This is a genomic window from Vibrio sp. 10N.261.52.A1 (assembly GCF_002876325.1).
Taxonomy (GTDB): Bacteria; Pseudomonadota; Gammaproteobacteria; order Enterobacterales; family Vibrionaceae; genus Vibrio; species Vibrio chagasii.
Map to the genome: position 1 here is coordinate 1 of NZ_MCYD01000222.1, position 626 is coordinate 626.

The window sequence follows — 626 nt, forward strand, 5'->3', positions numbered from 1 at the left end:
AGATACGGTAACAATCTAGTTGCTCTTTCTTAGCCCACTTGCCAATTTTGCCGATGTTCTTCTTAAGACGGTTCGCGAAATCAGGTGCAATCTGCTGTTCTTGCTGCTCTGTCGGACGCTCTGACATCGGACGATCGGAAATTGAGTAGTTTTTTTGGTGACACGGTAACGCACCATTGTTCAATTTGAACTGTTTGTCCGCACGCATACGCAAGCAGCTTAGAAGCTCGTCTGAGCTAGAGAAGATAGATGCGTTACAACCACCAAACTCAGCTTTTAGCTGTGCGCCAAATGCCGTGTATAGTGCAATCAAGCCAGGCTCAGTACCTAGACGCTCACCATAAGGTGGGTTTGATACAACCACGCCATTGTCGAATTCAGCAGGACGCTTAACAAGTGCAGCATCGCCTACTTCAAATTGAATTAAGTCTTCAACACCGGCACGACGCGCATTGTCACGTGCAGTCGTGATCATTCGCTCATCGTTGTCATAGCCGTAGAACTTACACTCGACTTTCTTCACACCACGGCGACCTTGAACATTCGCTTCTGACTTAACTTCAGCCCATAGCTCTGGTTGAAAATCTTCTAAAGATTCGAAACACCATTTCTGACGCTTAACACCC

1 pseudogene is annotated in these 626 nt (G+C 46.8%); it reads right to left on the reverse strand.

Going from position 1 to position 626, the window contains the following annotated elements:
- Positions 1 to 626 (reverse strand): annotated as a pseudogene (rlmL, locus tag BCT81_RS02860) (23S rRNA (guanine(2445)-N(2))/(guanine(2069)-N(7))-methyltransferase); the annotation flags it as partial.